This window comes from Hydrogenophaga sp. ZJX-1 (assembly GCF_048590325.1).
Lineage (GTDB): Bacteria > Pseudomonadota > Gammaproteobacteria > Burkholderiales > Burkholderiaceae_C > Hydrogenophaga.
Genome location: NZ_JBMBRA010000006.1, coordinates 38,075 through 64,586 on the forward strand (window position 1 = coordinate 38,075; position 26,512 = coordinate 64,586).

Here is a 26,512-nt window from a genome sequence, read left to right on the forward strand (position 1 = left end):
GCCATGGGGACCTTTGCCAGCATTCTGGGCACCCTGGCGGCCGGTGCGGTCACCGCGCTCCAGGTGGCCGTGGGCGCTTTCGTGATCGCCAGCCTGCTGGGCCTTGGCCTGGCGGTGCTGCGCGTCTTCTCGCGCAACCGCCTGCTGCAGCTGGGCCTGGCGGCCTACATCGAATGGATGCGCAACGTCCCGGCGCTGGCGCATTTGTTTCTGCTGTATTTCGGTCTCGCCACGGTCGGTGTGCGCCTGTCGCCGCTGTTCGCGGCCGTGGTCGGGCTGGGCCTGGTGGGCGCGGCGGTGCTGTGTGATGTGTTTGCCGCGGGTTTGAAGTCGCTGCATGTGGGGCAGCGCGAAGCGGCCCTGGCGGTCGGCCTCACGCCGGGCCAGACGCTGCGCTTCGTGCTCGTGCCGCAGATGTTTCGCGCAACGTTTCCGTCGCTGGCGAACTACACCACCGCGCTGATCAAGGACACCTCGATCGCCTCGGCCATAGCCGCGCCCGAAATCATGTTCTATGCGAGGAATCTCGTGACATCGACCTTCGAGACCACGCTGATCTACCTGGCGGCGATGCTGCTGTACGCGGCCATGGTGTTGCCCGTGGCCTGGGGCTTCAAACGGGTCGAACAGGCCATGGAGAGGGCACGATGACAGAGTTCTTTTTGACCTACCTGGAGTACCTGCCCGACTGGGGGCCACGGCTGGTGGACGGCGCCCTCGTGACAGCCCGTCTCTCGCTCGTGGGCTTCGTGCTGGCTTTGTGCCTGGGGGCCTTGCTGGTCGCCATGCAGCGCAGCGGTGCCGTGGCGTTGGCGGTGGCGGCCAATGCCTATGTGCAGTTCGTGCGGACCGTTCCCTTGCTGGCGCTGCTGCTGGCCCTGTACTTCGCCCTTCCACCGCTGGGGCTGACGCTGTCGGGTTATTGGGCCGGTGCGCTCGGTCTGGGGCTGCATGGTTCGGCGTATGTGGCCGAGATCCTTCGGGGTGGCTTGACGTCCATCCACCGGGGCCAGATGGAGTCTGCGCTGGCGGTGGGGCTCTCGCCGTTCCAGGTGTTCGTCCACGTGGTGTTTCCTCAGGCGCTGCGCATCATGCTGCCGCCCTTGCTCAACACCTATGTGGCCTTGCTCAAGGACAGTTCCTTGTGTGCGCTCATTGCCACCGACGAACTCATGCTGGCGGCCCGGGCCATTTCCAGCGAGTCCTTCCTGCCGCTGCACATCTTCCTGCTGGTGGGGCTGTTCTATTTCGGGATCGCGTTTCCGCTGTCGATGCTCTCGCGGCTGCTGGAGCGGCGGCTGAACCGGGGTCGACGTGTATTGGGGGTGGCATGAGCGTTGTTCAGTTCCATCCTGCTTTTGCTTCCATCGAAGCGGTGACACATGCCATGGAGGCCGGCGAGCTCACCAGCGAGTCTCTGGTGGAGCAGCAACTGGATCGCATCCAGCGGCTGGACCACCAGCTGCATGCCTTCGTCGACGTCTATGCCGAGGAAGCACGCGAAGCCGCGCGGGCCATGGACGGCTTGCGCCGTGCTGGAGTCCGTCTGGGCCCGTTGCACGGAGTCACCGTGGCGGTGAAAGACCTGTTCGACATTGGCGGCAAGCCCATCACCGGTGGCTCGGTGGCCCTGCCGGCCAGGATTTCAACCACCACGGCAACGGTGGTGGAGCGCCTGCGCAGTGCGGGCGCCATCGTGGTCGGCAAGACCCACACGGTGGAGTACGCCTTTGGGGGATGGGGAACCAATGAGGTCATGGGCACGCCCTGGAATCCCTGGGATCTGCAGACGCACCGGGTCCCCGGGGGGTCCAGCAGCGGGTCCGCGGTGGCGGTGGCCGCGGGTCTGGCCTGCGCCGCCATCGGCACAGACACCGGTGGATCGGTGCGCATACCCGCCGGGCTGTGTGGTCTGGTGGGGCTGAAGACCACGCACGGCCTGATCAGCCGGCACGGCCTGATCGAGTTGTGCCCCACCCACGACACGGTGGGGCCGCTGGCGCGCAGCGTGCGCGATTGCGCCCTGCTGCTGGACGTGATGGCCGGTGCCGATCCGCGCGATCCGGTGTCGCAAGACGCGCCTGTCCGGCGGGTCATCGACGGTGTGAACGCGATGCCGCGCGGCGCCCGTCTCTGGGTGTTGCCCGCGCAGGAGCGGGAAGGGGTGGAAGCGGCGGTGCTGGCGGCGTACGACGAGGCGCTGGCCACGCTCCAGGGTCTGGGCATGCAGCTCGTGGAGAAGCCGCTTCCTCAAAGCTGCGCCGATTCCATGCGCATCGCAGGCCAGTTGATGAGCGCAGAGGGATACGACAACCTGGGGGCGCTCTTTGAACGTTCGGATCTGAAGTTCGACGCCAACATCCGCCGGCGCATCCTGCTGGGGCGCGATACGGCGGCGGGGGAATACCTGCGGCTGCTGCGGGCGCGCGATCTGGCCAGAAACGACATGTTGGCGGCCATGGATGGCATCGACGCCTGTGTGTTTCCCACCAACGCCATATCGGCGATTCCGGTGGCCGATGTGGACGAACTTGCCACGCCCCTCTCGCGCTTCGGGCGCTTCGTCAACCTCATGAACCTGTGCTCGCTGGCTGTTCCGGCGGGCCTTTCGCCCGAGGGCATGCCGATCTCCATCCAGTTCATCGGACGTCCTTGGGACGAACCGCTGATGTTGCGCCTGGGCCATGCCTTCGAGCAGGCCACGTCCTGGCACCGGCTGCGTCCCGGTGGTCTGGACTGAAGGCGGGGTGGCACGTGAACCCGATCCTTCGCCGGTCAGGCCGGCACCTGTTGACCGCTTGGCTGCTGTGCGCATCGCTGGCTGCAGGGGCCGCGGATTTCGTGTCCTCGCTTCACGAGAGCCCGGCCTTGTCCCGCATGGCCCAAAGTGGTCGCATCCGGGTGGGGTACATACCCACGCCCGGTACGTTCGCGTTTCAGGACGCGCAAGGTCAAACCGTGGGGTATTCGATCGATATCTGCAAACGGGTGATCGACAGACTTCGACTGCGGCTGGCTCGCCCCGACCTGTCCCCGGAGTTCCTGCCTATCCAGGCATCGGATCGCATCCCGATGCTCAAGGCCGGAGCGATCGATCTGGAGTGCGGGGGCAACACCAACACCCTGGCCCGGCAAAAGGACGTGGATTTTTCCCACACGTTCTTCAACACCGGCCTTCGACTGCTCGCAAGGAAAACGCTGCGGGTGGGCAGGGTCAACGATCTCGCGCGCAAGCGCGTCGCGGTCACGCGTGGCACGACGGCAGAAACCCGCTTCAGGAAATTGCAGCTGGAGCAGGGCGTTCAGGTGGTCATGGTCGGGTCCGATGCCGAGGGGTTGAAGTTGCTGGAGGAGGGCGCGGTGGACGCCTACGCCCAGGACGACGTGCTGCTCTATGGACTGATGGCGCTTTCAAAGCTCAAAGACGAGCTGGCGGTGAGCGGGCCGTTCATGACGGTGGAGCCCTACGCCTTCATGCTGCCCAAGGGAGATCTTGCGTTGAGAGAGGTGGTGGATCGCAGCTTGCTGGACCTGATGCATTCGGGGGAGCTTCTGTCCATCTACCGGAAGTGGTTCGACGGTGAACGTCTGCGCATCCCCATGAGCATCTACATGAAAGAAAACATCCGGTTTCCCAACAAGTACGGCATTCCATGACCCGTCTTCTTTTCAACCCATTCACTTCTGTTGATCCATGAACCCATCCTTCATCAGCGATGCCGACATCGCCAGGCTCCTCGACTACGCGGGCGTGGCCGAGGTGCTGGACCAGGCCTACCAGGACTTTGGCGCCGGGCGTGCCAGCGTGCACCCGCGAACCCGCAGTGAATGTGCCAATGCGCGGCTCAGTTCGATGGGGGGCCTCTGGACCGGCCGCAACGTGGCGGCGGTCAAGGTGTACCCCACGCTGGCCGGTCGCTTCAGTTTTCTCGTCAATCTGTTTGACCTGGACACCAACACGGCGCTCGCCGTGCTGGAGGGCAATGAACTCACCCGCTTTCGCACGGCGGCACAGACGGCCCTGATCGCCCGCAAGGTGGTTCCGGCGAGCGCGGGCAAGCTGGCGCTGTTCGGCGCCGGCCTGCAGGGCCGTGCGCAAGCCGATGCGCTGTGTGGCGTGTTCCGGTTTCAGGACATCGCGGTGGTCGATCCCTTGGGTGATGAGGACTGGTGTCGGCAGCTCGCGCAACGCACCGGCGCCAGCGTGCATGCCTGTTCGGCGGAAGAGGCCGTGCGGGGCGCGGACGTCGTGGTGACCGCCACCCGTTCGACGGAGCCGGTGTTCCTCGGCCATTGGCTCAAACCCAGGGCGTTCGTGGCCGCGATCGGCATCAGTTCACCGAAAGGGCGGGAGCTGGACGACGCGACGCTGGACCGGGCCTCGCGCGTGATCGTGGAGTGGTTGCCCCAAAGCATGGAGGAGGCGGGCGACATCGTCCTGTGGAACGCGTCACAAGCGACGAAGCTGGACAAGACGCTGGACCTGCCCACGCTGTACGGCGGCCGGGCGCCGTGGCCGAGCTCGGGCTCGTGCATCACCGTGTTCAAGTCCGTGGGAACGGGGCTTGCCGATACCGCGTGCGCCTACCTGGCCTACCAGCGTTCGCATGCCTCGGAACGCGTGAGCGAAAGGCGGGAGGCTTGCGCATGACGGTCTGCGCCGTCGTTGCAGGCAACTGCCCGCAACCACGATCTCAGAGGAGCCGGAAATCTCTGTCTCTGGGCGGTACTGAATCGGGTACAGGGTCACAATCACTGCTTGAACAGCTCGACGACCAACGCGCGCACCCACCGCAGGAAAGGGTCGTGCTCATGTCTGCGTCCCCAGTGCAGCGACACCGTGAAGTCCTGCTGCGGCAGGTCGGCGTCCAGCAGGTGAAATTCATCGCGCGGCTCGAACTCCTGCGCAATCGCCTTGGGGATCACCACCGCCAGATCGGTTGAGCGCACGATCGCGGGCAGGGCCAGGAAACTCGACGCCCTGAGCCGGATGCGATCTTCCAGCTGGAGCACGCTGAGTATGCGCTGCGTCTCGCTGTGCGAGCGCAAGGTGACGAAGTCGAAGCGGCTCAAGGCGCGGGTGGAGACGCCGCCCTTGGTCCGACCCCGTATCAGCGGGTGCCCTGCCTTGACCATCAGCGCATACCGGTCCTTGAGCAGTTCTATCTTTTGCGTGCCCTGGGTTTGCGGCAGGAAGCCGATGGCCAGGTGCAGATCGCCGTTGTGCAGGGCTTCGGCGATGTCCTTCTGGGGCCAGGGCATGGTGGTGACCCGGATGCCAGGGGCCTGGGACTGCAGTGCCTGCACCAGGCGGGGAAGAAAGCGCATCTCGCCGATGTCGGTGAGGTGAAGCCGGAGCTCGGCGCGGCTGGTCTGGGGGTGGAACGCATCGGGCTCGCGCAGACCTTCGTCCAGCAGCGCCAGCCCGCCCTGCACCGAACGGGCCAGACGGTCCGCGCGCTCGGTGGGTTTCACGCCACCCGCCGTGCGCTCGAACAGCGGGTCCCGCAACTCGATGCGAAGCCGGCTCAGCGCCTGGCTGCACGCCGGCTGGGACATGCCCAGCCGATCAGCGGCCTTGCTGATGCTGCGGGCTGCGTAGATGGCGTCAAAGACGCGGAGCAGGTTCAGGTCCATTGCCTCATTATAAGTTTCAGGCATGTCACTTAGTAGGTTCATCTAATTGGCGAATTGCGATGGAGCGCACACACTGCGAGCGTTTTCAGACGAGGAAGCCCATGAAGCCCATGAAGCCCATGAAACGCAAGACCGCAGCAGAGACAAACCAGCAAGCCCGGCGCCCCACCGTGCGGGAGGCGGTGCACCAGTGGATGCGCGATGTCGGCATCGACACCGTGTTCGGCAACCCGGGCTCGACCGAGCTACCCATGTTCCGCGACTTTCCCGAGGACTTCCGCTACATCCTGGGGCTGCAGGAGTCGGTGGTGGTGGGCATGGCCGACGGCTACGCGCAGGCCACCCGCAACGCGGCGCTGGTGAACCTGCACTCGGCCGCGGGGGTGGGGCACGCGATGGGCAACATCTTCACCGCCTTCAAGAACCAGACCCCGCTCATCGTCACCGCCGGGCAGCAGGCGCGCTCGATCCTGCCGTTCGACCCGTTCCTGTTTGCGGCGCAAGCCACCGACCTGCCCAAGCCCTACGTCAAGTGGGCCTGTGAGCCGGCGCGTGCCGAGGACGTGCCGCTGGCGCTGGCCCGCGCCTACCACCTGGCCATGCAGCCGCCCTGCGGACCGGTGTTCGTCTCGATTCCGGCCGACGACTGGGACAGGCCCAGCGCCTGGGTGCCGCCCCGCACCGTGACCCGCTCCATCGCGCCGGATCCCGTTGCCATCCGTGCCGTGGCCAAGGCCCTGGACAAGGCCAAGCGCCCGGCCATCGTGGCGGGCACGGGTGTCGACCGCGATGGCGCGGTGAACCTGCTGGTGACCCTGGCCGAGCAGCACCGGGCCGCGGTCTACACCGCGCCCATGAGCGCACGCTGCGGTTTTCCCGAGAGGCACGACCTGTTCGGTGGCTTTCTGCCGGCCATGCGCGAGCGCATCGTGGCGACACTGGCCGAGCACGACCTGGTGCTGGTGCTCGGCGCGGCTGCGTTCTCCTACCACGTCGAAGGGGAGGGGCCACACGTGCCCGAGGGCACGACCCTGTGGCAGATCGTGGACGACCCGCACATGGCGGCCTGGACGCCCGGCGGCAACAGTGTCGTCGCGAGTCTGGATCTGGCCATTGCAGCCCTCATCGATGGCACCAAGGCGGTCAAGCGCCGCTCCCCGAGTCGACGCCCGGCACCCCTCCCCGAGGAGGCGGGTCAGCCGATGAGCGTGGCCTATGTGCTGCAGGCACTGGACCAGGCGCGGGATGCCAAGGACGTGGTGGTCGAAGAAGCGCCCGGTTCGCGTGGCGTGATGCAGCAGAACCTGCCCATGAACGGCGCGGAAAGCTTCTACACCATGGCCAGCGGTGGCCTGGGCTACGGCATGCCGGCGGCGGTCGGTGTCGCGCTGGGTCGCCAACGCAAGCGGCTCAAGGGCCGCACCATCGCACTCATGGGCGATGGATCGAGCATGTATTCGATCCAGGCGCTGTACGCCGCTTCGCAACTGGGGTTGCCGATCACCTTTGTCATCCTGAACAACCAGCGCTACGCTGCGCTGCAGGACTTTGCCCCCGTGTTCGGTTACGCCAAGGGGGACAAGCCCGCGGGCACCGATCTGCCCCACCTCGACTTCGTGTCGCTGGCCAACGGACAGGGCGTACCGGCCAGTCGGGTCGAACGACCGGAGCAACTGAGAAAGAGCCTGGAGACCGCCCTGGCGGCCAAGGGGCCCTGTCTCGTTGAACTGGTCGTCAGTTGATCACCGCCTCTTTCAACCAACCACCTTCCAGGAGACAAACATGACCACCATCAACATGCTCATCAACGGCGAAGCCGTGCAGGCGCAAAGCGGCGCAACCTTCACCCGTTCCAACCCGCTGGACGGCCAGGTGGCCACCACCGCGCCCGCCGCGTCCGTGCAGGATGCGGTGGCCGCCGTCGAGGCCGCCGCTGCGGCTTTCCCGGCCTGGGCCGCCACCTCGCCCGGTGAACGCCGCGGCTTGCTGCTCAAGGCCGCCCACGCGCTGGAGGCCAAGGCGGCCGAGTTCACCGCCGCCATGGCCGCCGAGGTCGGCGCCTCCGGCCTGTGGGCCGGCTTCAACGTGCACCTGGCCGCCGACATGCTGGTCGAAGCCGCATCGCTGACCACCCAGATCAACGGCCAGGTGATTCCGTCCAACGTGCCGGGCAGCCTGGCCATGGCCACGCGCCAGGCCGCTGGCGTGGTGCTCGGCATGGCACCCTGGAACGCCCCGGTGATCCTGGGCGTGCGCGCCGTGGCCGTGCCACTGGCCTGCGGCAACACCGTGGTGCTCAAGGGCAGCGAGCTGTGCCCGGCGACCCATGGCCTGATCATCCAGGCGCTGCAGGAAGCCGGCCTGCCCAAGGGTGTCGTCAACTTCGTGACCAATGCGCCGGCCGACGCGGCCGAGGTGGTGGAAGCCATGATCGCCCACCCGGCCGTGCGGCGCGTGAACTTCACCGGCTCGACCCACGTCGGCCGCATCATCGCCACCAAGTGCGCCACCCACCTCAAGGCGTCTGTCCTTGAACTCGGCGGCAAGGCGCCCCTGCTGGTGCTCGACGACGCCGACCTGGATGCGGCCGTCAACGGCGCCGCCTTCGGTGCCTTTGCCAACTCGGGGCAGATCTGCATGTCCACCGAGCGCATCGTGGTCGATGCCAAGGTGGCCGATGCCTTCGTGGGCAAGCTCGCGGCGAAGGCCCAGGCCCTGCCGCTGGGCGACCCGCGCCAGGGCCCGGTGGTGCTGGGCTCGGTGGTCGACATGCGCACCGTCCATCGCGTCAACGAACTGATCGACGATGCCTTGGCCAAGGGTGCCCAGCTGGTCTGCGGCGGCAAGGCCGAGAACACGCTGATGCCGGCCACGCTGCTGGACCACGTGACGCGCGAGATGCGCATCTACAGCGAGGAGACCTTCGCGCCGGTCAAGGCCATCGTGCGGGTGGACGGTGAAGAGGCCGCCATTGCCTGCGCCAACGACAACGCCTTCGGGTTGTCAGCCGCGGTCTTCACCGCCGACACCGCGCGCGGCTGGCGCGTGGCCCAGCGCATCGAGTCGGGCATCTGCCATGTGAACGGCCCCACGGTGCACGACGAGGCGCAGATGCCCTTTGGCGGCGTCAAGGCCAGCGGCTGGGGGCGCTTCGGTGGCCAGGCCGGCATCGAGGCTTTCACCGAGCTGCGCTGGATCACGCTGCAGACCACGCCGCGGCACTACCCGTTCTGAGCGCGCCATGAACGTCACCATCCTGGGGGCAGGGGCCATGGGCTCCCTGTTCGGCGGTCTGCTGGCCGCGCAGGGCCACACCGTGGAACTGCTGGACGTCAACGAACGGCACATCGGCGAAATCCAGCGTGCGGGCCTGACCCTCGACACGGACCAGGGCAGCCAGAACGTGCGGGTGAAGGCCTGCCGACCCGAGCAGGGGACGACCCCGCCCGACTGGCTGATCGTCTTCACCAAGACGCTGCACACCGACAGCGCCTTGCGCGCCGCGCAGCACCTGATCGGACCTCACACCTGTGTGCTCAGCCTGCAGAACGGGCTGGGCAATGTCGAGAAGCTGCAGGCCTTCGTGCCCCGCGAGCGGATTGCCATCGGGGTCACCACGGTGCCGGCCGATATGAAGGGCCCCGGTCATGTGCAGTCGCACGGCAAGGGCCACAGCCGCTTCATGTCGGCGGACGGGCAGCGCAAGCCCGCGCTGGTCCAGCTGGCGGCGGATTTCAACCAGGCCGGCCTGAGCTGTGAGATGGACGACCAGGTGCTGGCCGCCATCTGGCGCAAGGTGGCCTTCAACGCGGCGCTCAACGGCATCTGCGCGGTCACCGGCAGCACGGTGGGCCAGCTCGGCCAGAGCCCGGACACCCGGGCCCTGGTGCACCGGACCTCGCAGGAAGTCATCGACGTGGCGCGGGCCGCGGGCGTGCTGGTGGATGCCGACGGTGTGCACCACGACCTCGACCACGCCATGGAACACCATGTGCACCACAAGCCCTCAATGCTGCAGGACCTGCTGGCCCGGCGGCCGACCGAGGTCGACGCCATCAACGGCCAGGTCCGCGCGCACGGTGAACGGCTTGCTGTTCCCACACCTTGCGTGTCCACCCTGCACACCCTGGTCAAACAGATGGAGGCGACGGCGTCCTGACGCCGGGTGCCTGTCCGATCCCCCCATTTCAGTCCGATCCCCCCATTTCATTCACTCTGAAGGAGACAACATGAGCACGACGACATTCATGCCCAAGGCCGCACTGGCTGGAATTTTCGCGGCGCTGACCGCCGCGGCGGCACTGCCCGCCGCCGCCCAGCAGGTGACGCTGCGCGTGCACCACTTCCTGCCGCCCACCTCCAGCGCGCACGTCAAGCTCATCCAGCCCTGGTGCGACAAGATCGCCAAGGAATCGGCCGACCGCCTGAAGTGCCAGATCTTCCCGTCCATGCAACTGGGCGGTGCCCCGGGCCAGCTGTACGACCAGGTCAAGGACGGTGTGGTGGACGTCGTCTGGACCGTGCCCACCTATGCGGCGGGCCGTTTCACCAAGTCCGAAGTGTTCGAGCTGCCCTGGATGGCCAGCTCCGCCAAGGCCGGCAGCCAGGCGCTGTGGACCTATGTCGACAAGAACGCCCAGGACGAGTTCAAGGGCGTGCACCGCATCTTCATGCACGTGCACGATGGCGCGCTGTTCCACTTCAAGGACAAGAAGCCCCAGACCCTGGAAGACTTCAAGGGTCTGAAGATCCGGGCGGCGACGCGCTCGAACGCCCGCATGATTTCGGCGCTGGGGGCGACGCCGGTGGCCATGCCGCTGCCTGCGGTGCCCGAGGCCCTGTCCAAGAGCGTGGTCGATGGGGCTGCCGTGCCCTGGGAAGGTACACCCGCGATCCGTCTGGCCGAACTGGCCAAGTACCACCTGGACGTGCCGGACGGTGTGCCGCGCATCTCGAACACCATCTTCCTGTTCGGCATGAACGAGCAGAAGTACAACGCGCTGCCCGCCGACCTGAAAAAGGTGATCGACAACAACAGCGGCCTGGCCACTTCCGCATGGGCCGGTGAGGTGGGGTTCGACGCCGTGGTCGAGACCTACAAGAAGGCGGCCAAGGACGCTGGCGGCACCCTGGTGAACCTGAGCCCCGCGGAGTACCAGCGCTGGGTCAAGGCGACCGACTCCGTGGACGATGACTGGATGAAGGAGGCCGCCGCCAAGGGCGCCGACGGCAAGAAGCTGCTGGAAGAGGCGCGTGCGCTGGTCAAGCAGTTCAGCAAGTGAACACCCGGCGCGCTGCTGACATGTTGAACGTGAACGACTGGAGAGCGGCGGCGCGCCGGACCCTTCCGCGCTTTGTCTACGAGTATGTGGACGGCGCGGCCGAAGACGAGCGGTGTCTTGCGCGCAACCGCAGCGCGCTGGACGCCGTCTCGCTGACGCCGCGCGTCTTGCGGGACACCCGACGCATCGACCCCACGGTGTCCCTGTTTGATCAGACCTGGACTCAGCCCTTTGCCATCGCTCCCACGGGTCTGAACGGTTTGATCCGGCCGGGCGGTGACCTCATGGGGGCGGCGGCGGCACAAACCATGGGCGTGCCATTTGTCCTGTCGACGGCATCGAACGAACGACTGGAAGCGGTGCGCGAGGCAGCGCCTCAAGCGCAGTTGTGGCTGCAGCTGTACGTGATGGAGGACCGCAGCGTCGCCGAGCAGTTGCTGCGGCGCGCCAAGGCCGCGAAGTTCTCTGCGCTGGTGCTGACCGTGGACGTCCCTGTGAGCGGCTTGCGTGAGAAGGACGTTCGCAATGGCTTCAAGGTGCCATTCAAGCCTACTCTTCCCCTGGCCATCGATCTCATGCGGCATCCGGCCTGGTCAATGCGCCAGGCCATGGGCGGTGGACCCAAATTCGTCAACCTGGTGGAAGACCCGAGCGCCCGGATGTCTGCCCAGGCCCAGGCTGCGCTGTTGGCCCGCGCCATGGACCGTGGCCTGGATTGGGCCTCGTTGTCCTGGTTGAGGCGGCACTGGGACGGTCCCTTGCTGGTCAAGGGCGTTCTTCACCCCGAGGACGCGTGGCGTGCGAAGCAAGAAGGTGTCGATGCGCTGATTGTTTCCAATCACGGGGCACGGCAGCTCGACGTGGCGCCCACATCCATCGATCAGCTGCCACGGGTCGTGGATGCCGTTCGTGGGGCCATTCCCGTGTTGATGGACAGTGGCATCCGCCGCGGTTCGGATGTGGCACGGGCCCTGGCCCAGGGTGCCCATGCCGTGTTGATCGGCAGGCCCGTGTTGTATGGACTTGCGGTCAAAGGACAGTCCGGCATCGAGCGCGTCCTGACATCGCTGGCCAGCGAACTGGAGCGCACGATGATTCTGCTGGGTGAGACCGACGTCGCCGCGTTGCGTGTCAGTCGATCGCCAGCAGGCCCGTGCCAGGGTGGCAGTTGAGGTACTCGAAATGCACATCGCCGGCCTGCAGCACGCTCACCTCGTGGTACAGGAGCAGGCTGGGCGGTGCGGCGATGGCCTGGAGCATGCCCATGAAGGCACCGAAGATCTTCAGGTGGGTGGGATGCTGCTCGGCCCAGGCCTCCATGTGCGCCAGGCTCTGCCACCAGCTCAGTCCGTAGCTGCGGTCGGTGGGCGCCCAGTGGTCGTCGAGCACGCGCAGGTAGCGGTTGCTCAGGCAGCCGACCCCCAGGCCCTCTGACGAGGCCAGGAACGCCATGCCCTCGCGCAGCACAGGCTCGACCTCACCCAGGTAGCGCTCGCGCTCCGCGCCGGCGGTGTGTTCCCAGTTCTGGCCGCTGCGGATCAGGGCGATGTTGTGCTGGCCTTCGATGACCACCCGTTTGCCAGGTCTGGGTGGGGTGGGGCGGGTGGGATGGGCGCCGGCCAGTGCATCCGTCTGCGAGGCCGGCAGACGGTCGCGCATGCCGCCCCAGTAGGCGTGTTCCAGGATCTCGCCGCTCACCGCATCGGCCAGGCGCGCCACGGCCTCCTGCCCGTCGGGCGATGACATCAGGGTCTCGAAGCGCTCAACCCCGGGGCAGGCCATTTCACGAAACCATCCCATGTTGCCGTTCAGGCGTTCATCGCATTGCCAGAAGGCCTGCACCGCCGGATGCTGCTGCCAGCGCTGGTGGCTCGCCCGGTCGGACCAGTAGGCCGTCCACACCAGCGTGTCCCAACCCTCGGGGTCGCGGTACTGTGCCAGGTCGGAGAAGCGGGGTGCGTCGGCGCCGTGCACGGCATGGCGCAAGGTCTGCAGCCCAGCCACCGCCGACGCGCGGTCGGCCGGGTCCCGGTACTGCACGCCGTGGTAGGCCATGACGGCGTGCGTCTGGCCGGGCGCATAGCGGGCGGTGAACGCGGGCACGGGGGGCACGTAGTTCACAGGCGTGCGCACAGGCTGGCTGCGCGGGCAGCGCAGGTGCGGCGCGATGGCGGACTCGGTCAAGCCGGGTCTCCTTCGGCGGTCTCGACGGTGTCCACCGGCAGGCTGAAATGTTCGACAGGCCGCGTCGACTTCTTGTTGAACAGCAGGCGGGTGACATCAGGCCGCGAGTAGTGACCGGCCGGGTCGGCCGCATTCTTGGCGATGCCGATCACGCCGAGGTCGATCTCGGCGATCAGCAGGCCTTCTTCGGTCTCGGGCAACTTCGGCGCCAGTTCCGAGCCATCGGGCCCGTAGATGGTGGCGTGGCCGCCGCCGGCGTGGATCAGCATGCGCTTGTCCTCGCTGTCGCACAGGTCGTCCACCATGTCCTGGGTGATCACCATGCTGGGCGCCAGCACGAAACAGCTGCCTTCCACCGCGTAGACCTTGGACACGGCGTTGTTGGTCTGCCAGCCCAGGGCGTGTGCGAACGGCTCGTAGAGCGAGAAGCAAGGCCAGGCCGCCACGTGCACCTGTTCGTGCTGGGCGTACATCGCATACTTGTTCAGCGGCTGCAGGTGTTCCCAGCAGCACAGGGCGCCCAGGCGACCCAGTTCGGCGGTCTCGTGGACCGCCAGGTCGCTGCCGTCGCCCTCGCCGTACACCGTGCGTTCACTGTGCGTGGCGCGCAACTTGCGGCGCTGGGCGATGGTTTCACCATCCGGGCCGATCAGCCACTGCGCGATGTAAAGGCTGCCGCCATCGCGCTCGGACAGGCCCAACACGGCGGTGATGCCCGCCTTTTTGACCGCCTGGCGCAGGCGTTCGGCCTGCGGACTGTCGTACGACAACGAGTTGTCGAAGTAGCGCTGCACGTAGCCGCGCATGATGGTCCACGCCGGCGTCCCCATCCACACGTGGAAGCAGTATCCGGGGATGAAGGTTTCCGGGAATGCGATCAGCTTGCAGCCCTTGTCGGCGGCCTCGTTGATGAGACGGATGCATTTGTCGACGGTGCCGTCAAGGTCCAGCCAGACGGGGGCGGCCTGGACAACAGCGACTTTGTACTTGGGGTGGGAAATGCCCATGGTGTGCTCCTGGTGGGGTTGTGGAATGGGAAGTGGGATGGGGCGATGTGGCGGACTTCAGGGCATCCATCGCCGGGTGCGCAGCGGGTCCAGTGCGGGCCAGCGGCGCAGCACCAGCCCCCAGGTGCCCTGGGGAGACAGGACCATCGTGGCGATGGCAATGAGACCGAGCGCCACGAAGTACCAGACGCCATAGTCGGCGCCGAGCTCGCGCAGCAGGAAATAGATGGCCGTGCCGATGACGGGGCCCTCGATGCGGCCGATGCCGCCGAGCACGGAAATGAAGATCGCCATGGCGGTCCAGCCCAGGCCGAAGCTGGCGTCGGGGCTCACCTGCAGCGTGTTCATGTAGGCCACGGCGCCGGCCACGCCGGTGAGGGCGGCGCACATCAGCCACAGCGCCAGCTTGGTGCGCCGCACCGGCACCCCGCTGGCGCGTGCCGCTTCCTCGCCGTCGCGGATGCTGGTCAGCGCCAGGCCGAGCGGGCTCTTGAGCAGACCCCTGGCCCAGAACAGGGCCAGTGCCGCCACCGCCAGCGCGGCCCAGTAGGTGCCCAGGTTGCGTTCGGCGCGGTTGAAGTCGCCCAGGTTGCTCAGCGGCATGCCGCCGCCCGCGCCCAGTGAGTCGGCGTTGAGCACCAGGATGCGCATCAGCTCGGCCAGCACCCAGGTGCCCACCGCGAAGTGGGCGCCGCTGAGGCGGAACATGGGCAGGGCCACGACCGCTGCGAACAGGGCGGTCACGGCCATGGCCAGCGGCAGCGTGGCCCAGGGGTTCCAGCCCAGGGTGTTGGAGAGGAAGAACAGGGCGTAGGCGCCCACGCCCACGAACACATGCAGCCCCACCACCACCATGCCGCCGAAGCCGGCGAGCAGGTTCCAGGCCATGGCGATGGCGAACACGGTGAACACCTCCACCAGCAGGCGCTGGGTGCCAAAGCCGGTGAGCCAGGGCAGGGCGGCCAGCAGGGCCAGGCCGGCCAGCGTCATGGCCAGGCCGCGCCAGGAAGACAGGAGAGAGTGAATGGCTGCGCGCATGGGAATGTCCTTGTCAATGCTTGCGGTTCATGGGGCTGAACAGACCCTGCGGGCGCACGAGCAGGACCACGAAGAAGGTGAGGTGCCCGAAGAAGGCGCCCAGGCCGGGGTTGATCTGGGACCCGAGCACCTGGGCCAGCCCGATCAGCAGGCCACCGAAGAAGCTGCCCCACAGGCTGCCCAGACCGCCCAGCACCACGGCCTCGAAGGCAAACAGCAGGCGTTCCGGACCGGCCATGGGCGCGAACGGGGTGCGCATGCCGTAGAGCACCGCGGCCAGTCCGGTGACCACCATCACGAAGCCCGCCATCAGCGCAAAGAAGCGCTTGTCGTTCACGCCCACCAGCCGCGCGGTGGGCGCGTCGTCGGACACGGCGCGCGCCTGGCGGCCCCAGTGGGTGTGGGCCACCAGCAGGTGGGTGCCGGCGTACATCAGCACACTGACGGCGGCGATCAGCAGCGGGAACACCCCCACCGACACGCCACCCAGGTTCAGGCCTTGCAGGGTCAGGTCGCCGGACGGCAGGCTGCGCGTGTCGGCGCTGAAGACCTCCTGCAGCAGGTTCTGGATCACCACCGACAGACCGAAGGTCGCCAGCAGCGGGGACAGCTCGTGTGCGCCCACCACGCGGTTGAGCAGCGTGGTCTGCAGCAGCCAGCCGATGCAGAACATGGCGGGCAGCACCAGTGCCAGGCTGGCCAGTGCGGACCAGCCGGTGGTGGACATCACCACCATCGACAGGTAGGCGCCGAGCACGATCAGGTCGCCGTGGGCCAGGTTGATCATCTTCATCACGCCCAGGCTCAGGCTCAGCCCGAGCGCAAACATGGCGTAGAGCGAGCCCAGCAGGATGCCGTTGAGCAGGACTTCAATCAGGGTGTTCATGCCGTCTCGACTCCGAAATACGCAGCGGCCACGTCGTGGTGGTTGGCTTGCAGGGACTCACCTTCCAGCACCACGCGCCCCTTTTGCAGGCAGACGTAGCGGTCGGAATCGTTGAGGGCTCGGCGGACGTTCTGTTCCACCAGCACCAGCGCCATGCCGGATTGGCTGGCCTGGCGCAGCAGCCGATAGACCTCCTCCACCGCCAGCGGAGACAGGCCCAGCGACACCTCGTCGCACAACAGGTAGCGGGGGTTGCACAGCAACGCGCGGGCAATCGCCACCAGTTGCTGCTGTCCACCGGACATGGCGGTGGCCGGCCGCGCCAGCAGGTCGCGCAGCACCGGCATCTCGTCCAGCACACGTTCGGTGGTCCAGTCGCCGGGCCGGCCGTTGCGCTGCGCCAGGGCCAGGTGTTCTCGCACCGTGAGGCTGGGAAACAGCCGCCGTCCTTCGGGCACCAGGGCAATGCCCTGGCGCAGGCGGTCCAGCTCGTGTCCCGCGCTGATGTTCTGGCCGTCGAGGCAGATGCTGTCCGGACGGGCACGCAGCGCCCCGGCCAGGGTGCGCAGCAGCGTGGTCTTGCCGGCGCCGTTGGAGCCGATCAGGGCCAGTGTCTGGCCCGGCTCCACCTGCAGGCTCACACCGAACAGCGCCTGGAACAGGCCGTAGTGCGCATCCAGTTGTTCAACCTGCAGCATGTTCCACCTCCGCTTCCATTTCCAGTTCGGAGCCCAGATAGGTCTCGCGCACCAGCCGGCTGGCAATCACCTCGGCCGGGCGGCCATCGGCCAGCAAGGCGCCGTCGGTCAGCACCACCAGGCGCCGCGCCACCTTCACCAGCGCGTGGACCAGGTGCTCGATCCACAGCACGGTCACGCCCTGGGCGTGGATCTCGCTGACCAGTTCGAGCAGTTCGTGCACCTCGGCATCGGTCAGGCCGCCGCCCACTTCGTCGAGCAGCAGCAGCCGGGGCGACGTGGCCAGGGCCCGAGCGACTTCCAGCCGTTTGCGCTGCAGCAGCGTCAGGCTGCCGGCCGGCTGGTTGCCTTGTGCCGACAGGCCGCAGCGGCGCAGGGCATCGCAGGCCGCTTCAGCAGCCGGTTCCGAGTCCAGGCCGGCGCCGTAGGTCGCCGCCACGAGCGCGTTCTCGTAGACGCTCAGGCCGGCAAAGGGCTGTGGAATCTGGAAGGTGCGGCCGATGCCTGCGCGGCAGCGCTGGTCGGCGCTCAGTGCGGTGATGTCCTGCCCCTGCAGATGGATGGTCCCGCTGTCGCAGCGCAGGTTGCCGGCGATGAGGCCGAACGCGGTCGTCTTGCCGGCGCCGTTGGGACCGATGACGCCGACGAACTCGCCGTCGGCGACCGTCAGGTCCAGGCCACGGATCACGGGTGTCCGGCCATAGGCCTTGTGCACACCGTTCAGGGTGAGAAGGGTGGTCATGTGGTTCTCTGGTGGTGGACCGAAGCAGCGGTGCCGATCGGCCAGCCCGCGGCGGCCGTGATCGCCGACGCAGAAGCGCCCGTACAGGGCAACGGGATGACCTGGCCCGAGTGAAGGGCCAGCAGGGTCGGGTAGCTGCTGACTTCCAGGGCACGCGCCATCTCGAAATCCCGGAGGGCCCATTCGCGCGCCCGGCCGCTTTCGAGGTCCTGTTCGACCTGCACGGCGTCCAGGCCTTCCTGGCGGGCGATGTCGATGGCCGTTGCCGGCTCGGACAGACTGCGCCCGTGTACGTAGAAAGCTTCCTGAAGGCGATGGGCCAGCCCCGCCGCGCGCGAAGGCGCCTGGGCGCGCAGGGCCGCGAACGCTGCCGCGGCGCCCAGGGAGTCGAGCACGAAGCTGCCATCGCGCAGCAGCTCGTCGTAGCTGTCGCCGAAGCGGACGCCGGTCAGGTCCGCGATGCGCCGGTTGGCGCCGGGAATGTGCGGATAGGTGTCGATGCGCGCCGAGCGTGGCCCCACGAACAGACCCCCGCTGATCACGACGACCGGCACACTCGGCGCCCACGCCGACACCAGCTCCTGAATGAGAGACGATGCGCCCCAGCACCAGCCACAATAGGCGTCGAACACATACAGCGCACAGGGCTCGGGCAGGCCAAGTCCTTCGGCCCGCCCATGGTCCGCGTCATCACCGTGCATCGCGAGTTGCATGGCCGTCAGCTCCCCAGCAGCAAGAACTTGCGCTGCACAGGGATCTCGGGAGCGGTGCCGTTGTGCGTGACGACGATGTCGAGCCTGCCCTTTTCGTCGACGATCCATTGCCCGCCGACGACGCGCATCTTCGACACGTTCTTGATGCCGCTGCCCGCAAAGTCCAGGCGGCCGATCACCGTGTCCTGCTTCATGTTGCGGATGGCGTCGGCCACCTTCTGCGGATTCTTCGGGTCGCCGCTGGCCTTGAGTGCCGCGATGCCGGCTTCCACCAGGGCATGCATCACGCCGATGGGCTGGGTCCACTCCTTCTGGGTCGCTGCCGTGTAGGCGTCGGCCAGCTGGCGCGCGGTCTGGCCGGTCAGGCTGCTCTTGAACGGGTAGGCCGGCGACCACCAGATCTCGGTGGACATGCCGTGGGCGCTCTTGCCCAGTGCCTGCACGCCGCCCGGGAAGAGCAGGGCCTTGGCGATGGTCATCACCTTGGGCTTGTAGCCCATCTGCGCGCTCTGTTTGACGAAGCTGGACCATTCGGGCGGGGCGAACAGGCCGGTGACGATCTCGGCACCTTCTTTCTTGAACGCCTGGATCTGTGCCGAGAAGTCGTTGCTGCCAGGCGCAAACTTGCCGATGTCCACGATCTTGTAGCCGGCCTTGGCGAACATGGCCGGCATGCCCATCTTCATGTCGCCCATGGCGTTGCCTGGCAGCGTGTTCTCGAAGGCCGAGCCGATCACCTTGGGCAGCTTCAGGTCCTTCCAGATGTCCTGGTACACGTTGGCGATGTCGTCGATGCCCCAGAAGAAATGGAAGACGTTCTTGAAGCCCTTGGCCGGGTCGCCCTTCATGGGGAACATCCAGGCCTGCCACGGGCTCATGGTGGTGATGCAGGGCACGCCGTTGATCTCGCACTGCTGGGCAATGCCGGGGCCGATGGTGGCCTGACCCAGCATCAGGTCCACCTCGTCCTTGTTGATCAACTCAGCAGCCAGGTTGGACTGGCGGTCGGGGTTGCTCTGATCGTCCTTGGCGATGAACACGACGCGGTACTTCTTGCCGCCGATGCTCAAGCCACCGGCCAAGGCCTTGGCCGCGTTGTCCAGGATGAAGCTGTCGGCTTCGGCGAAGGGCGCGAATGGACCGGTGCGGTGCGTCAGGTAGCCAATCTTGATGACGTCATCGGCCGCGTACACCTGGGGCGCGGCGACGCTTGCCGCTGCGAGCGCGGTGCCTTTGACCAGGAACTGACGGCGGGTGCTGTGACCGGCAGAGGTGGACTGCTCGTCTTGCATGTGGTGCCTCGTGGAGATGGGTTGGAAGGAGGTGGGTTGGAACGAGGCTTGAGCGTAGGTGTGACGACAGCTTTGGGCTTGCACGAGTGCTGCGCAGCGCTTGGTTCATTCCGACTGGCGCGCCGGTGCTGTGGCACTTGAGGACGCCACTTGTCCGGATCCGTCCTGGTTCTTGCCCGGGTGCTGCCGTGCTTGCGATGGATCAGGGGCCTGGTGGCCCTGCTGAGGGTTGAACCCGATGCTGCTCAACAGGCCGAAGGCGTAACGTGCTCATCAGGTGTGGGTCTTGCTTGCCAGGTCCGCACGCAAAGGAACACACCATGGAAAACCTGACTCCATCTACGCAAAGCCATCCGACGGGACATGTCTGCACGCTGCGCAACCGCATGGCCACGGGCGAGGTGCCCGAGAACCAGCGGTTCGAGTACTGGCTGGACATGATCTGCTCCATCTATGTGCAGCTGGAGTGCGACCAGCCCCAGGAAAGTGCGCTGTTCGGCGAGATCGAGTTCTCCCGGATCGGCGGTCTGGATCTGACCGAGCTGCGAGCCAACGTGCCACGGGTGCGGCGCACGCCGCTGCATGTGTCGCGTTCGGGCGAGGACTATTGCCTGGTGCAGTTGCAGCAGGCCGGAAAAGGCGTGGTGTGTCAGGACGGACGGATCGCCGTGGTCAACCCGGGTGACTTCGTGCTCTACGACTGCACCCGGCCTTACGAGCTGATGTTCGACGACGAGGAGCACCACGTCATGGTGTTGAGGCTGCCACGCTCGCACCTGGAGCAGCATGTGACGGGGCTGGAGGAACTCACCGCAACCACGGTGTCGGGTGACGGCGCCGCCGGGCACCTCCTGCTCTCCATGGTGAGCACCTTGCGCAACCAGGCCGATCGCCTGCACCCCGCGTCCGCGCAAGGCGTATCCGATGCCATCACCCAGATGATCGCGGCGGGCCTGCGCAGCTTGCCGCAGGCCAACTCGCGCCGTCCTTCGAGCCTGCACGCCTACCACCTCACCCGCATCAAGGCCTACGTCAAGGAGCGGCTGCGCGACCCCGGGCTGTCCGTCGCGAGCGTGGCCCAGGCGGCCGGTCTGTCACCCGACCACCTCGCGCGCCTGTTCCGGGGCGAGCCTTTGCCCTTGTCGCGCCTGATCTGGCAGTGGCGGCTGGAGGCCTGCCACCGCGATCTTGTCGACCCGCGCCTGGCCAGCCGCAGCGTCAGCGACATTGCGTTTTCCTGGGGCTTCAACGAAGCCGCCCACTTCAGCCGCTCCTTCAAGGAGCAGTACGGCCTCACGCCACGCGAGTGGCGGCAACAGGCCCTGTCTGTCCAGGCGCTGGCCTGAAGGCCACCGCTTCTTCTTTTCCAACGGCCATCGGGCGTCGTTCGGCGACGGCCATCCTGCCGCTGTCCAACCTGGACGCCAAGCTGCGCGTGCAGATGCGCACCGAGATCAAGGCGCTGCATCAGCGGTTGAACACAACCATCACCTGCGTGACGCACGACCAGGTGGAAGCGATGACCACGGCCGACAAGATCGTGTTGCTCAATGACGGCGTGGTCCAGCAAGTGGGCACACCGCTGGAGGTCTAAGACCACCCGGTCAACCTGTTTGTCGCCGGCTTCATCGGTAGCCCGGCGATGAACATCGCTCAAGGGCCGCCTGCAGGCCGACGGGCTGCTGCTCAATGGTCGCCATGTGCTGTCCTGCGCGTCGGTGCCCGGCCCGCGCATCGGTGCGGAACTGATCTACGGCGTCCGTCCCGAGTACTTCCGCTTTGACGATGCGGGCTTCGAGGCCACCGGTTCGGAGACCCAGGTCGTGGCCTTCGCGGGCGGACAGCCCATCACGGCCGTGTTCCGTGAGCGGGTGGCCGCGCGGCCGGGCGGCCGGGCGACACCATCCGGCTGGCGGTGGACGGTGCGCATACGCACCTGTTTGACCCCGCAAGCGGGCTGCGCGTCTGAGGCTGCGCTGCCCTTGCCGCTGCATCAGCGCTGGTGCGGAAACAGGCGCTCGATGGGGCAGTGGGTCTTGATGAACGGTGACTTGATCACGATGCAGCTGCTGTATTTCGCAATCCCGCGTGCACCGCAAGGTGCAAGAAGCGTTCGCACAGAGGCTCTGTGCGCGCGTCGAAGCGCTCAAGGTGGGGCCGGCCAGCGACCCCGCCGCTCAGATCGGCTCCATGATCAAGGTGCGCGCGGTGGAAAAATCTAACGCCATGTGCCAGACGCCTTGGCGCGCGGCGCGCAGCTTCACACAGGCGGGTGGAAGGCGACACTCACCGCACCACCTACAAAGTGCTGGCCAGCCGCTCGCGCCAGATGGTCAGCGCCCTGGCCACGCCGGGCGCGCTAGCAGGCATCCGCGTGAGCACCATTGCCTGGAACGCCTACCGCCACCTGAAACTGTGCAACGCCGTATCGGGCTCTTGCGCGGTGCTGCACACACATACCTTTCAGGTGGTGGGGATGCGGTCGGTGGCGCGACGCCAGCCGGGTCGCGGAAGCCCTATCACCGCAGTACCTCATACACGCCATTCGGGACAGCGTGTGTCGCCGTACCCGACAGTCGCTTCGTGGCAGTCAGCGTGAGTACGACTGGCCGCACCCGCCGTCAGCATTCGCTGCCAACCACAATGAAAAAGCGGCCCGGAGGCCGCATTTTTTTGTAAGTTGGCGGAGAGGGCGGGATTCGAACCCGCGGTGGGGATTAGCCCACACACGCTTTCCAGGCGTGCGACTTAAACCACTCATCCACCTCTCCGCGCAGCCTCGCAGTATAGCAGGCCGGGTTCTCTGTTCTGGAACTCAGGACGCCTTGCTGGTGCCAATCATCTTCATGGCCGATGAGATCAGGGCGGAAACTTCCGTCATGTTGCCTGGGACGATGAGCGTGGTGGTGGCGTCTGCGGCCACCTTGCCGTAGGCGTCAACCGCGCGTTCGGCCACCTTCAGCTGCACGGCCTGTTCGCCGCCCGGTTGCTGAATGGCCGCAGCAATGCGTTCGATGGCCTGGGCGGTGGCATCGGCCACGGCGGTGATGGCCGCGGCCTCGCCCTGGGCCTGGTTGATGGCGGCCTGCTTCTCGCCTTCGGAGCGGGCGATGAACGCTTCGCGCTCGCCGGTGGCGATGTTGATCTGTTCCTGGCGCCGGCCTTCCGAAGCGGCGATGAGCGCACGCTTTTCGCGCTCGGCGGTGATCTGGGCCTGCATGGCGTGCAGGATTTCCTTGGGCGGCGTCAGGTCCTTGATTTCGTAGCGCAGCACTTTCACACCCCAGTTCAGGGCCGCTTCGTCGATGGCCTGGACGATCTGGGCGTTGATGATGTCGCGTTCTTCGAAGGTCTTGTCCAGTTCAAGTTTGCCGATCACCGAACGCAGCGAGGTCTGCGCAAGCTGGGTCACGGCCATGATGTAGTTGGACGAGCCGTAGCTCGCGCGCATCGGGTCGGTGACCTGAAAGTACAGGATGCCGTCGACCTGCAGCTGCGTGTTGTCGCGTGTGATGCAGACCTGACTGGGCACGTCCAGTGGAATTTCCTTCAGGCTGTGCTTGTAGGCCACCTTGTCGATGAACGGCATGAGGAAGTTGAGTCCCGGCGACAGGCTGCCATGGTACTTGCCCAGGCGTTCAACCACCCAGGCGTTCTGTTGCGGCACGACCTTGACGGCGCGCGTGATGAAGATGGCGGCAATGACAAAGAGGACGACGGCGATTTCCATGGACGGTGTTCCGTAGTTGAGGTAACTGGGTGTGCATCATGCCGTAGCACAGCGCACTTCAGGCAGTCATTCAGGCTTTTTCGACCAGCAGGCGGTTGCCCACGAGTTCGGCCACGCGGTAGGCGCCCGGTGTGGGCGGGTTGCCCGGCCGCTGGATCACCGTCCATTGCGCGCCACGGTATTTGACGGTCGCGCTGCCGTCGGGCCGCCACTCTTCGATCTGTATGACCTCGCCCACATCAAGGTTCACGCTGCGCATAGCGCGCACCGACGGGTCCGAGGGGCGCCGCCGTTTGATCAGGTGCCAACCGAAGACGGCCGCGGATCCGACCACCGCCGCCACGATCAACTGCGCGCTCAAGCCGGCGCCGGCATGGGCGGCCAGCGCCGCGGCGACCATGCCCACGGCCAGCATGAGCAGGTAGAAAGTCCCGGTGAACAACTCCAGCGCCACGGCCGCGCCGACCAGCAGCCACCAAAGGGTGGAATCCGACATGTAAGCTCCCAATTCGGCAGGCATTCCCCTGAATGTCTGACCCGTGCCACATTCTGCGACAAATGCCCGGCATCAAAAGGGCAGGGTCACTCGATTTCCGTACACTTCGCGCCTGTTTCGATTCCTTTTGCCCCTGATGGCCGCGTCCGCGGCTGGAGACCGCCATGAAATTCCGTTTTCCCATCGTCATCATCGATGAGGACTTCCGCTCGGAGAACTCCTCCGGTCTGGGTATTCGCGCCCTGGCGCAGGCCATCGAGACGGAGGGTTTCGAAGTGGTCGGTGTCACCAGCTACGGCGACCTCAGCCTGTTTGCGCAACAGCAGAGCCGCGCCAGCGCGTTCATCCTGTCCATCGACGATGAAGAGTTCAGCCCGGGGCCGGACCTGGACCCGGTGGTGCTGAACCTGCGCAACTTCATTCAGGAAGTGCGGCGCAAGAACGCCGACGTGCCGATCTATGTGCACGGCGAAACCAAGACCAGCCGCCACCTGCCCAACGACATCCTGCGCGAGCTGCATGGCTTCATCCACATGTTTGAAGACACGCCCGAGTTCGTGGCGCGCCACATCATCCGCGAAGCCAAGAGCTACCTCGAAGGCATCCAGCCGCCGTTCTTCAAGGCGCTGCTCGACTACGCGGAAGACGGCTCCTATTCGTGGCACTGCCCGGGTCACTCGGGCGGCGTGGCCTTCCTGAAGAGCCCGGTGGGCCAGATGTACCACCAGTTCTACGGCGAGAACATGCTGCGCGCCGACGTCTGCAACGCGGTGGAGGAGCTCGGGCAGTTGCTGGACCACAACGGCGCCATCGGTGCCAGCGAACGCAACGCCGCGCGCATCTTCAACGCCGACCACTGCTACTTCGTCACCAACGGCACCAGCACCAGCAACAAGATGGTCTGGCACCACACGGTGGCGCCGGGTGACGTGGTGGTGGTGGACCGCAACTGTCACAAGTCCATCCTGCACAGCATCATCATGACGGGCGCGATCCCCGTCTTCCTGAAGCCCACGCGCAACCACTACGGCATCATCGGCCCGATCCCGCAGAGCGAGTTCGAGATCGATGCCATCAAGGCCAAGATCCGCGCCAACCCGCTGCTGGCGGGCGTCGATGCCGACAAGGTCAAGCCGCGCATCCTCACGCTCACGCAGTCCACCTACGACGGTGTGCTCTACAACACCGAGACCATCAAGAACCTGCTCGATGGCTGGGTGGACAACCTGCACTTCGACGAAGCCTGGCTGCCCCATGCGGCCTTCCACCCGTTCTATGGCAGTTTCCACGCCATGGGCAAGAAGCGCGCGCGTCCGCAGCACTCGGTGGTGTACGCGACGCAGTCCATCCACAAGCTGCTGGCCGGCATCAGCCAGGCCAGCCATGTGCTGGTGCAGGACTCGCAGACCACCAAGCTGGACCGCCACCTCTTCAACGAGGCCTACCTGATGCACACCAGCACCAGCCCGCAGTACAGCATCATCGCCAGCTGCGACGTGGCCGCGGCCATGATGGAGCCGCCCGGCGGCACCGCACTGGTGGAAGAGAGCATCGCCGAAGCCCTGGATTTCCGCCGCGCCATGCGCAAGGTCGAGGCCGAATTCGGCGAGGACGACTGGTGGTTCCAGGTCTGGGGACCCGACAACCTGGTGGAAGAGGGCATCGGCCGGGCCAGCGACTGGGTGCTCAAGCGCACCGACGCCGATGGCGTGCAGCCTTCGGATGGCGAAGAGGCCTGGCACGGTTTTGGCGACATGGCGCCGGGCTTCAACATGCTGGATCCGATCAAGGCGACCATCGTCACGCCCGGGCTGAACATGAACGGGGACTTTGCCGCCACCGGCATCCCGGCCTCGATCGTCACCAAGTTCCTGGCCGAACACGGCGTGGTGGTGGAGAAGACCGGGCTCTACAGCTTCTTCATCATGTTCACCATCGGCATCACCAAGGGCCGCTGGAACACGCTGCTGACGGCGCTGCAGCAGTTCAAGGATGACTACGCCAAGAACCAGCCCATGTGGCGCATCCTGCCGGAGTTCTGCCAGAAGCACCCGCGCTACGACCAGATGGGCCTGCGCGACCTCTGCCAGCACGTGCACGAGCTCTACGCCAAGTACGACATCGCACGCCTCACGACCGACATGTACCTGAGCGACCACACGCCGGCCATGAAGCCGAGTGACGCGTTTGCGCACATCGCGCACCGCACCACGCAGCGCGTGCCGATCGATGACCTGGAAGGTCGCATCACCACCAGCCTGGTGACCCCGTACCCGCCGGGCATCCCATTGCTGATCCCGGGTGAGGTGTTCAACAAGAAGATCGTGGACTACCTCAAGTTCAACCGCGAGTTCGCGCGCGAGTGCCCCGGGTTCGAAACCGACATCCACGGGCTCGTGCAGGAGCGCGGGACAGACGGTGTGCTTCGCTACTTTGCCGACTGTGTGGGTATCTGAGACTGCCGGATACGCTGATCCGGAGGCCGCACGGTAAGATGTTTCGGCAACCCGCTCATGGCGGGAGGCACAAAGGAACGTGCACCGTGCATGCCCACCACCCAACCGGAGGCTTACCGATGTTCCCTGAATACCGCGATCTCATCACCCAGCTCAAGGGCCATGACGTCCACTTCACGCGCCTGTTTGACAAGCACAACGAACTGGATCAGGTGATCAAGAACAAGGAAGCGCACATTGAACCCGGTTCGCAGGCCGAGATTGAACAGTTGAAAAAAGAAAAACTGCTGCTCAAGGACCAGATCTACGGCATCCTGCGGCAGGCCAGCGCCTGACCCGCGCGGTCTGCTG

General features: G+C 66.3%; 26 protein-coding genes, 1 tRNA gene and 1 pseudogene. 15 read left to right on the forward strand and 13 right to left on the reverse strand.

The window, feature by feature from the left end; all coding sequences use genetic code 11:
- Positions 1-3 precede the first annotated feature (3 nt).
- The 5 genes from ACN5W5_RS17115 to ACN5W5_RS17135 are packed head-to-tail and all read left to right on the forward strand — an operon-like array spanning position 4 to position 4,651.
- The gene (locus tag ACN5W5_RS17115; RefSeq protein WP_420049699.1) at positions 4-651 is read left to right on the forward strand and encodes an amino acid ABC transporter permease; all 648 of its coding nucleotides are present in this window, start codon (positions 4-6) and stop codon (positions 649-651) included.
- Positions 648-1,334 (forward strand): amino acid ABC transporter permease, encoded by a 687-nt coding sequence (locus ACN5W5_RS17120; protein WP_420049700.1) that lies wholly within the window; start codon positions 648-650, stop codon positions 1,332-1,334. Before ACN5W5_RS17115 ends, ACN5W5_RS17120 begins: the two co-directional genes overlap by 4 nt.
- Positions 1,331-2,740, forward strand: a complete 1,410-nt coding sequence (locus ACN5W5_RS17125) for an amidase (protein ID WP_420049701.1) — start codon at positions 1,331-1,333, stop codon at positions 2,738-2,740. The genes ACN5W5_RS17120 and ACN5W5_RS17125 overlap by 4 nt, the downstream gene beginning before the upstream one ends.
- A 14-nt stretch (positions 2,741-2,754) precedes the next feature.
- The gene (locus tag ACN5W5_RS17130) at positions 2,755-3,657 is read left to right on the forward strand and encodes an amino acid ABC transporter substrate-binding protein (RefSeq protein WP_420049702.1); all 903 of its coding nucleotides are present in this window, start codon (positions 2,755-2,757) and stop codon (positions 3,655-3,657) included.
- Positions 3,658-3,694: 37 nt separating this feature from the next.
- Positions 3,695-4,651 carry an ornithine cyclodeaminase family protein gene (locus ACN5W5_RS17135; RefSeq protein ID WP_420049703.1) on the forward strand — a complete coding sequence of 319 codons (957 nt, stop codon included), beginning with the start codon at positions 3,695-3,697 and terminating at the stop codon, positions 4,649-4,651.
- Between the two features lie 101 nt (positions 4,652-4,752).
- Here ACN5W5_RS17135 and ACN5W5_RS17140 read toward each other — a convergent pair whose 3' ends face one another.
- The gene (locus ACN5W5_RS17140; protein ID WP_420049704.1) at positions 4,753-5,637 is read right to left on the reverse strand and encodes a LysR family transcriptional regulator; all 885 of its coding nucleotides are present in this window, start codon (positions 5,635-5,637) and stop codon (positions 4,753-4,755) included.
- Between the two features lie 110 nt (positions 5,638-5,747).
- Here ACN5W5_RS17140 and mdlC point away from each other — a divergent pair, with 110 nt between their 5' ends.
- From mdlC to ACN5W5_RS17165, 5 genes are all read left to right on the forward strand, one after another.
- A complete protein-coding gene (gene mdlC, locus ACN5W5_RS17145; protein WP_420049973.1) occupies positions 5,748-7,379 on the forward strand; it encodes a benzoylformate decarboxylase in 1,632 nt (543 codons plus the stop codon).
- 40 nt (positions 7,380-7,419) lie between these two features.
- Positions 7,420-8,871: an aldehyde dehydrogenase gene (locus tag ACN5W5_RS17150; RefSeq protein WP_420049705.1), complete on the forward strand. Its 1,452-nt coding sequence runs from the start codon at positions 7,420-7,422 to the stop codon at positions 8,869-8,871.
- A gap of 7 nt (positions 8,872-8,878) precedes the next feature.
- A complete protein-coding gene (locus ACN5W5_RS17155; protein WP_420049706.1) occupies positions 8,879-9,796 on the forward strand; it encodes a ketopantoate reductase family protein in 918 nt (305 codons plus the stop codon).
- 70 nt (positions 9,797-9,866) lie between these two features.
- The gene (locus tag ACN5W5_RS17160; protein ID WP_420049707.1) at positions 9,867-10,919 is read left to right on the forward strand and encodes a TRAP transporter substrate-binding protein; all 1,053 of its coding nucleotides are present in this window, start codon (positions 9,867-9,869) and stop codon (positions 10,917-10,919) included.
- Positions 10,916-12,091: an alpha-hydroxy acid oxidase gene (locus ACN5W5_RS17165; RefSeq protein WP_420049708.1), complete on the forward strand. Its 1,176-nt coding sequence runs from the start codon at positions 10,916-10,918 to the stop codon at positions 12,089-12,091. The genes ACN5W5_RS17160 and ACN5W5_RS17165 overlap by 4 nt, the downstream gene beginning before the upstream one ends.
- Here ACN5W5_RS17165 and ACN5W5_RS17170 read toward each other — a convergent pair.
- From ACN5W5_RS17170 to ACN5W5_RS17205, 8 genes are read right to left on the reverse strand one after another with little or no spacing between them, the layout of a single operon-like run.
- A complete protein-coding gene (locus ACN5W5_RS17170) occupies positions 12,051-13,103 on the reverse strand; it encodes a phenylacetaldoxime dehydratase family protein (protein ID WP_420049709.1) in 1,053 nt (350 codons plus the stop codon). The genes ACN5W5_RS17165 and ACN5W5_RS17170 overlap by 41 nt on opposite strands.
- Complete coding sequence (locus tag ACN5W5_RS17175) at positions 13,100-14,110, reverse strand: carbon-nitrogen hydrolase family protein (protein WP_420049710.1); 1,011 nt, start codon at positions 14,108-14,110, stop codon at positions 13,100-13,102. The genes ACN5W5_RS17170 and ACN5W5_RS17175 overlap by 4 nt, the downstream gene beginning before the upstream one ends.
- Before the next feature lie 57 nt (positions 14,111-14,167).
- Entirely contained in the window at positions 14,168-15,148 is a 981-nt protein-coding gene (locus ACN5W5_RS17180; protein WP_420049711.1) for a branched-chain amino acid ABC transporter permease, read from the reverse strand.
- Positions 15,149-15,161: 13 nt separating this feature from the next.
- Positions 15,162-16,034 carry a branched-chain amino acid ABC transporter permease gene (locus ACN5W5_RS17185; protein WP_420049712.1) on the reverse strand — a complete coding sequence of 291 codons (873 nt, stop codon included), beginning with the start codon at positions 16,032-16,034 and terminating at the stop codon, positions 15,162-15,164.
- Positions 16,031-16,732 carry an ABC transporter ATP-binding protein gene (locus ACN5W5_RS17190; protein WP_420049713.1) on the reverse strand — a complete coding sequence of 234 codons (702 nt, stop codon included), beginning with the start codon at positions 16,730-16,732 and terminating at the stop codon, positions 16,031-16,033. The genes ACN5W5_RS17185 and ACN5W5_RS17190 overlap by 4 nt, the downstream gene beginning before the upstream one ends.
- Positions 16,719-17,474 (reverse strand): ABC transporter ATP-binding protein, encoded by a 756-nt coding sequence (locus ACN5W5_RS17195; RefSeq protein WP_420049714.1) that lies wholly within the window; start codon positions 17,472-17,474, stop codon positions 16,719-16,721. The genes ACN5W5_RS17190 and ACN5W5_RS17195 overlap by 14 nt, the downstream gene beginning before the upstream one ends.
- Positions 17,471-18,187: a DsbA family protein gene (locus ACN5W5_RS17200; RefSeq protein ID WP_420049715.1), complete on the reverse strand. Its 717-nt coding sequence runs from the start codon at positions 18,185-18,187 to the stop codon at positions 17,471-17,473. Before ACN5W5_RS17200 ends, ACN5W5_RS17195 begins: the two co-directional genes overlap by 4 nt.
- Before the next feature lie 5 nt (positions 18,188-18,192).
- Positions 18,193-19,479 carry an ABC transporter substrate-binding protein gene (locus tag ACN5W5_RS17205; protein ID WP_420049716.1) on the reverse strand — a complete coding sequence of 429 codons (1,287 nt, stop codon included), beginning with the start codon at positions 19,477-19,479 and terminating at the stop codon, positions 18,193-18,195.
- A 320-nt stretch (positions 19,480-19,799) separates the two neighbouring features.
- Between ACN5W5_RS17205 and ACN5W5_RS17210 the strand changes: the two genes are divergently transcribed.
- Both ACN5W5_RS17210 and ACN5W5_RS17215 read left to right on the forward strand, forming a co-directional pair.
- Positions 19,800-20,825, forward strand: coding sequence for a helix-turn-helix domain-containing protein (locus ACN5W5_RS17210; RefSeq protein ID WP_420049717.1), 1,026 nt, complete (start codon positions 19,800-19,802; stop codon positions 20,823-20,825).
- An 89-nt stretch (positions 20,826-20,914) separates the two neighbouring features.
- Positions 20,915-21,073 (forward strand): hypothetical protein, encoded by a 159-nt coding sequence (locus ACN5W5_RS17215; protein WP_420049718.1) that lies wholly within the window; start codon positions 20,915-20,917, stop codon positions 21,071-21,073.
- A gap of 399 nt (positions 21,074-21,472) precedes the next feature.
- Here the strand turns inward: ACN5W5_RS17215 and ACN5W5_RS17220 are convergent.
- Positions 21,473-21,565, reverse strand: a pseudogene (locus ACN5W5_RS17220) (Lrp/AsnC family transcriptional regulator); the annotation flags it as partial.
- A 14-nt stretch (positions 21,566-21,579) separates the two neighbouring features.
- Between ACN5W5_RS17220 and ACN5W5_RS17225 the strand changes: the two are divergent.
- Positions 21,580-22,158, forward strand: a complete 579-nt coding sequence (locus ACN5W5_RS17225; RefSeq protein WP_420049719.1) for a hypothetical protein — start codon at positions 21,580-21,582, stop codon at positions 22,156-22,158.
- Positions 22,159-22,160: 2 nt separating this feature from the next.
- On the opposite strand, the gene ACN5W5_RS17230 is transcribed toward ACN5W5_RS17225, so the two are convergent.
- The 3 genes from ACN5W5_RS17230 to ACN5W5_RS17240 all read right to left on the reverse strand — a co-directional run bounded on the left by ACN5W5_RS17230 (position 22,161) and on the right by ACN5W5_RS17240 (position 23,705).
- Positions 22,161-22,250 (reverse strand) — tRNA-Ser (locus tag ACN5W5_RS17230).
- Positions 22,251-22,294: 44 nt separating this feature from the next.
- Positions 22,295-23,209, reverse strand: a complete 915-nt coding sequence (locus ACN5W5_RS17235; RefSeq protein WP_420049720.1) for an SPFH domain-containing protein — start codon at positions 23,207-23,209, stop codon at positions 22,295-22,297.
- Positions 23,210-23,279: 70 nt separating this feature from the next.
- On the reverse strand, positions 23,280-23,705 hold the full coding sequence (locus ACN5W5_RS17240) for an NfeD family protein (protein ID WP_420049721.1): 426 nt from the start codon (positions 23,703-23,705) through the stop codon (positions 23,280-23,282).
- Positions 23,706-23,869: 164 nt separating this feature from the next.
- Here ACN5W5_RS17240 and ACN5W5_RS17245 point away from each other — a divergent pair, with 164 nt between their 5' ends.
- Positions 23,870-26,161 carry an Orn/Lys/Arg decarboxylase N-terminal domain-containing protein gene (locus ACN5W5_RS17245; RefSeq protein ID WP_420049722.1) on the forward strand — a complete coding sequence of 764 codons (2,292 nt, stop codon included), beginning with the start codon at positions 23,870-23,872 and terminating at the stop codon, positions 26,159-26,161.
- A gap of 119 nt (positions 26,162-26,280) precedes the next feature.
- Positions 26,281-26,496 carry a YdcH family protein gene (locus ACN5W5_RS17250; RefSeq protein ID WP_177134165.1) on the forward strand — a complete coding sequence of 72 codons (216 nt, stop codon included), beginning with the start codon at positions 26,281-26,283 and terminating at the stop codon, positions 26,494-26,496.
- The last annotated feature ends 16 nt before the right edge of the window (positions 26,497-26,512 follow it).